Origin of the sequence: Candidatus Borrarchaeum sp. (genome assembly GCF_019058535.1) — an archaeon.
Taxonomy (GTDB): Archaea; Asgardarchaeota; Sifarchaeia; order Borrarchaeales; family Borrarchaeaceae; genus Borrarchaeum; species Borrarchaeum weybense.
On sequence record NZ_JAHPYX010000005.1, the window covers coordinates 22,079 to 28,296 of the forward strand.

A 6,218-nucleotide genomic window follows, 5' to 3' on the forward strand; every position below is an offset into this window, starting at 1 on the left:
CACTCCATCCTGTTTTCATTCTGAAACATTAACGAACATGCTAAATACTTATCCATCAATACAATGCTATCGATATAACCAAGAGCATCGTACTCGGAAGCTTACGTTTTCTATAACAATATTTTTGTTTCGAATTTGTGCTCATCGTAAGGAGATCTAGCACTCAAAATGCTTTAAAGGTACATTTTCGTCTAAGTAAAATGCTAGAAGGTTATAAAAGTTGTCATATTATCAAATTTCAACAGAAGCTGAAGTTCTCTGTAATGGAATTATACGCTTACGATAGGTTTTTTAGTAACTTAGATTGCATCTAAACGGGTTTAGCAATGGTGAGTGATCTCCTTGCCAGTTAAACTACAAAATGGAATGAGTTATTCAAATTCAGTTTTAGATACGCGTGGATGCAACGCATGCAATTTGGAAATGCTGTTTGGCAATACTTCAAGCACGTAATTAATATCAGCTTCGGTTGTTTCAGTACTTAATGTCAACCTTAGAGAGCCTTCTGCCTCATTATGGGACAAACCAAGCGCAAGAAGAACATGTGACGGATCAGTTTCATGTGATGAACAAGCAGAGCCTGTTGATGCTGAAATGCCGTTCATATCAAGATCTAAAATCAAGGCTTCACCATTGATTTGATCGAACCGAAAATTGGCATTATTTGGTAGCCTTTTTGTACGATGTCCATTAAGATATGACCCTTTTATACGTTGTAAGACGCCATCTATTAGTTTATCTCTTAATTGCATCATATAGTTTGCCTTTTTATCTAACTCGGTAGTTGCCAATTCCATTGCTTTTGCAAAGCCCACAATCCCTGGAACATTCTCAGTACCTGACCGAAGGTTATACTCATGGCCTCCACCATGTAAAAGTGGCTCGATAACTGTGCCTTTGCGAATATAGAGGAAACCTACTCCTTTAGGACCATGAATTTTGTGAGATGACATCGACAGCAAATCGACCCCTAATTTATTGATATCGACGTCAAGTTTTCCAATAGCTTGAACTGCATCTGTATGAAGAACAATATTATTTTCCCTTGCAAGTTTGCTAATTTCTTCAAGTGGCTGAACTGTGCCAATCTCGTTATTTGCGTACATTACAGAAATTAAAATGGTATCGGGTCTAATGGCATTTTGGACATCTTCTACGCTTACTAATCCTTCGCTGTCAACTGGCAGATACGTTACTTCAAAACCTTGTTTTTCTAGGAATTTCGCAGTTTTCAAAATAGCAGGATGTTCAATGACACTCGTGATGATGTGTTTTCCTTCATATTCATCGGAAAATGCAATGCCTTTCAAAGCAAGGTTATCAGCCTCAGTACCTCCAGAAGTGAAAATGATCTCCTCTTCCTCAGCGCCAATGGCTTTAGCTACAACTTGCCTAGCGTTGTCAATTGCCTCACGAGCTTCACGACCAAATTCATGAATGCTTGAGGCGTTACCAAAATGCGTGACAAAGTAATCATGCATTACCTCCGCGACTCTTGGATCAACTGGAGTTGTAGAGGCGTTGTCCATATACACTACTTTCACAAAGATCCCCTCCAACATAGTTTAGTTAAAATCTGGATCATCCTTTCAGTTAAATTATGACAACTATAATTTTTCATTAAAGCAAATAAATTTGTTGTCAAATACCTCCCATCTTTAACTTTAGATATCTCACTCAAATAAAGATGTACTAAGGTATTTCATACCATCGTCGGGTAATATCGCAACAACTGTCTTACCTCCCCCTAACTCCTTTGCTTTCTGGAGTGCGACATACATGATTGATGCTGCACTTAAACCAATCAAGAGACCTTCTTCCTTCGCGACTTTCCGTGCGATCTCGAAAGTTTTAGGTAACTCTTCTTTCGATATCTCAACAATATCGTCGAAGCACTCTCTTCTAAATAGTTGAGTAGGATAGGGCTCTCCTGGATTTCTTAATCCTTGAACACTTATGCCAAGCTTCGGCATAACGCCAACTATTTTTATCTTTGGATCATGCTCTTTAATACGCAGAGAAGTCCCAACTCCGGTCCCAGCAGTCCCAATGCCAACCACAATCATATTCACTTTTCCTTTAGTCTGTTCGAGAATTTCCTTACCAGTTGTTTCATAATGCGCCAATATATTCGCGGGGTCTTTGAATTGATCTATATCTATATATTTACCAAGATTCTTTCTGAGTAGCTCTTGCTTAAGTTCTACCGCGCCACCAGTTCCTTTTACTCCTGGCGAAAGTATTAATTCAGCTCCATAAGCCTTTATAACCCTTCTTCTTTCCACACTAACAGATTCAGGCATTATAATAGCAATTTTGTAACCCTTTGCTGCTGCGATCATTGCTAACGCTATTCCAGTATTACCAGATGTTGCCTCTAAAATTGTCTTACTATTGCTTAATTTACCTGCTACATTTGCATATTCTAGGAGATACAAGGCCATCCTGTCCTTTACCGAACCGCCGATATTATACAACTCCAGTTTTGCATAAACTGTAGCCCTATCGGAGCCTGTAAGATTGTTTATCTTTAACATTGGGGTTTTTCCAATTAATTCTGTAATATTATTTGCTACGATCATAGAACATTCATCCTTATTATGACACTGTCATATCTTTTTAGTTATATAGTTTACGATTAAAATGCTAATAGATTGCATTATAGGAGAATGTCGAATGGTGCGTACATACTTCAATAAACTCGTTCGTGACAAAATACCAGATATAATAAGACAGGAAGGGAATCATCCAGAATGTCATATTGCGAAAAATAAAGCGGAATATTGCCAAGCATTAAGAGAAAAAATTCTAGAAGAGGCAATTGAGCTCAAGGAATCACAAGATGTTAATGAACTCATTGATGTACTAGAAGCAATTTATTGTTTAATTGATGCTGAAAACCTAGAATTCACACGAATAGAAGAATTGAGAAAGAAAAAGAATGTAGAACGTGGAGGTTTTAAAAAGCGCATTATTTTAGAGTATGTCGAAAGAAAATCCACTTAGTATTGCAACAAAACGGAGAATGTACAGTAGGGTTTATCATTATCATGAACGTCATTAAACGTGGATTTCACGCAACAAAATCTCTCTTTTTAGCTTGAATGAAACTTGAAAATGCCCTTAAAAGTGAATGTAAAAAAAATAGGGGATAAAAAAGTTACCGCATTCTCAAAATTTCGGCTGTTGTTTTTTTAGTGATTGTACGCGAAGGTATCCTTGCGCCTATAGCACCAATGATAATTGAGGCTATGATGACTAATGCCAGTTCAGTCCATGGTATATACAACGGTAAGGCTTGCTCGGCGTTTATAGCTTGCTGTAATATCAATGAAATCCCCGTGAAGTATCCTACAACTAGGCCAGCTAAACCTGCCGCTAAAGTAAGTACAATTGACTCAAACATAAAGACGTTTTCAATATGTTTGCTGCTTAGCCCTATGCTTTTCATTATCCCAATCTCAGAGATAGATTCTTGGATAGTGGAGTAAGAGCTAGCAGTGAGTCCAAAGAATGCAATGATAATTCCAAACCCTAAAGCTATAGTAAAGAATAGTTGGAGGCTTTCTAGACTTTCTTCTGCCTCTTCAATTTCTTCTTCTGTTACACGAACATTCACATCTTCTTTCACGCCGTAAGATGCCGTTAAGATCCTACCAACACTCTCGGCAGCCTCAGGGCTGGTTGTTTTTATTAACAGTCTTTCGACTGGTTCAACGTAATCTTCTAGTTCACTTGTATCTGTCTTATCGATATCCTGGTCCTCATAGAGATCGAAGATTAACGCATAAGTATGTTGTGAAACTAATACATCTGAACTGCCAGATTCGGAATTAACGAAACCGGAGAAGGCTGGCATATCGTCAGCTATCGCAACAACACTAAGCACTATATTTGATACTTCTGTTCCAGATGCAATATTTCTCTGTACATTAATGGTCACATGATCTCCAACGTCAACATTAAGACGTTTTGCTGCACCTTCGGATATAATCGTAGTATTTTCTACCTTATTAATCGTTTCAAAGGCTGATTCGTCCCCTGCTGTGAAACTGGCAATATCAAAGTACGTTACATTGGGAAAATTCGCATCTACGGCATATACACTGGCACTCACTGTTTCAAATTCCATCAGGTCACCCATTCTCACTGTTGAAGATCCATTTGGATGATTTGCATGGCTTACACGTGTGATATCTACTACTCCATCTATTTCCTTAATCTTAGGTATGAGTTCAGTATCATTTATCCAGATGGGAGTTTCGCTGGTTACAGGCCTGAAAGGCTCTGCAATTGAACTTGTAGTTGATACAAGAGATAGATCTGTGCCAATTTCAGCTCGTAAAGTGGTTGCACTATACTCTGTCTGAACGGTAAGCATCGTCGAAAGGAAAAGGATGAATGCAATCGATATCGAGTACATAATTGCTGTTAAAGTATTTCTTCTCCGATGTTTTCTTAGATACATTGCAACTATATCATTAATCCGGCGGGTGATTGGACGTATTACGCGTGTAAGTAACCTTTCTATGCCAGGAACTAACGCTCCTAAACCTATGAAGGTAAACCCAATAAGTAAACTAACCATCATACCAAGATACAACATCGACATCGTCGTTGTATTACCAGTAGTGAAGGCGTTGGGCATTACGAAGAACATAAACGCTGATATGCCCGAAATTACAATTCCATACATGATTAAACGGTGACTAACGCCTCTCTCTCTTACCATATGAGCTTTTGTGTGACTTACGCGTGTAGGCGTAAGGGAATCAACGATATCAACTTGTGTAGCTTTAAGGGCTGGATAAAGGACACTGACTAGACCAACCAGAATTCCTGCTGCCAAGCTTATTGCTATGGTCTGTACCGAAACAACAATATTGAATGTTGCAGATCCACTACTATATTCACCACTAGTTCCACTACCTATTAGTGGAATTATGTAACTTTCGAATAGAAAGAAGGTGCTTACAGCAACCAGCACTCCAAGAAGGACTAATATAAGATATAATCCATGTTTCTTTTTCATTTATGACACCTCACTAAAAGATTGTATCGATCTCTCGGTCATTAATTTCCTCATTTGCAATCTTCCCGTCGACCATTTGGGTTACACGATCAGCATGGACATCAACTAAATCGTAAGTAATCATAGTTTGTGTAGTTTTAGGAGATCTACAAGTTAAAGAAAGAACACCACTGAAGATTGGTAAAAGACCAACCAGAATTCCTGCTGGTGCACTTGTTACTATTGTCTGTACCACAACAACAATATCGAGCATTAAAGGAATACTAAGTCCTCTAGAGCGGCCACCCATCCCACCGCCACCACCTGCCATAGGAATCCCGACACCACCACCTGTTAGGAAAGAGAGGAGTCCTACACTCAAAAAATATCCGATGATAACTCCAAAAACTGCTCCTATGGTGGAAATAATCACTGCTTCCAACAGGACGAGGCGTAATATCTGTGTCTTTTTCGCTCCAATCGCCATGAATAAGCCAAAATCGTGAGTCTTTTCTTCAACTGAGATAGTTAATAAACTGTACATCAGCACACAAACTATGATCAAAGATATTATCGCAACCAACCAGAGCATGACCCTTGTGAACATGCCAAATTGTTCAAGCTGCTGCATTGCGTCAGTAATCGGTAAAGTGACGTCATAATCATAGCCTATTGCCTCTTGTATTTCTGATCCAATTGTTACTGTTCTCACGATTGTTTCATCAGTATCTTGTACATTATAGATAAATTCTCTTCCTTCAAAAGTTCCTACTAGTTCGGTTACGTATTTTGAGCTGCGGGTAAGGTCACGCACCCTCCATAAGCCAGCGATAAGAACATTTTCGTCGTTGGATGATAAGCGATTTTCATTCTCAATGATTCCTGTCACTTCAAACTCTTGAGTTTTTGATCCGCCGTTGTCGGTGTTCCATTCTAATGCCTCGATTTTAATCTCATCACCTACTCCAATGCCAAGAAGGTTAGCTGTGCTTTGCTGAATGAAAACCTTTTTTCCTTCCAGATCATACGTGCCTTCAATGAGACGGAAATTTCCAATTCCGAGTTCATCCTCTCTGGCAACATCCATGCCCATCAATTCAAGGTCTACTTCCAGATCATTCTCTTCACCGGGCTTGTCTACTTTAACCTCTACAAGTGCCCTAAGGCGTGGTGAAACGCCCTTGATGCCTTCTATATAGTCTACATA

At 39.0% G+C, this 6,218-nt stretch carries 5 protein-coding genes; 1 reads left to right on the forward strand and 4 read right to left on the reverse strand.

The features are described from left to right. Window positions 1–371: 371 nt before the first annotated feature. Both nifS and QVB70_RS00280 read right to left on the reverse strand, forming a co-directional pair. Complete coding sequence (gene nifS / locus QVB70_RS00275; protein WP_287582215.1) at window positions 372–1,544, reverse strand: cysteine desulfurase NifS; 1,173 nt, start codon at window positions 1,542–1,544, stop codon at window positions 372–374. A gap of 129 nt (window positions 1,545–1,673) precedes the next feature. Then, complete coding sequence (locus tag QVB70_RS00280) at window positions 1,674–2,582, reverse strand: PLP-dependent cysteine synthase family protein (protein WP_287582216.1); 909 nt, start codon at window positions 2,580–2,582, stop codon at window positions 1,674–1,676. Between the two features lie 94 nt (window positions 2,583–2,676). Between QVB70_RS00280 and QVB70_RS00285 the strand changes: the two genes are divergently transcribed. Beyond that, the gene (locus QVB70_RS00285; protein ID WP_287582218.1) at window positions 2,677–3,006 is read left to right on the forward strand and encodes a nucleoside triphosphate pyrophosphohydrolase; all 330 of its coding nucleotides are present in this window, start codon (window positions 2,677–2,679) and stop codon (window positions 3,004–3,006) included. Between the two features lie 154 nt (window positions 3,007–3,160). On the opposite strand, the gene QVB70_RS00290 is transcribed toward QVB70_RS00285, so the two are convergent. Both QVB70_RS00290 and QVB70_RS00295 read right to left on the reverse strand, forming a co-directional pair. Continuing rightward, on the reverse strand, window positions 3,161–5,032 hold the full coding sequence (locus QVB70_RS00290; RefSeq protein ID WP_287582220.1) for an FtsX-like permease family protein: 1,872 nt from the start codon (window positions 5,030–5,032) through the stop codon (window positions 3,161–3,163). 13 nt (window positions 5,033–5,045) lie between these two features. Further along, window positions 5,046–6,218, reverse strand: a 1,173-nt coding sequence (locus QVB70_RS00295) for an ABC transporter permease (protein ID WP_287582222.1), incomplete at its 5' end; no start/stop codon positions are given.

Excerpts from the sequence above, each read along its gene's own strand:
- QVB70_RS00285 (WP_287582218.1), top strand. The coding sequence starts at position 2,677 with ATGGTGCGTACATACTTCAATAAACTCGTTCGTGACAAAATACCAGAT.
- QVB70_RS00280 (WP_287582216.1), bottom strand. The coding sequence starts at position 2,582 with ATGATCGTAGCAAATAATATTACAGAATTAATTGGAAAAACCCCAATG.
- QVB70_RS00290 (WP_287582220.1), bottom strand. The coding sequence starts at position 5,032 with ATGAAAAAGAAACATGGATTATATCTTATATTAGTCCTTCTTGGAGTG.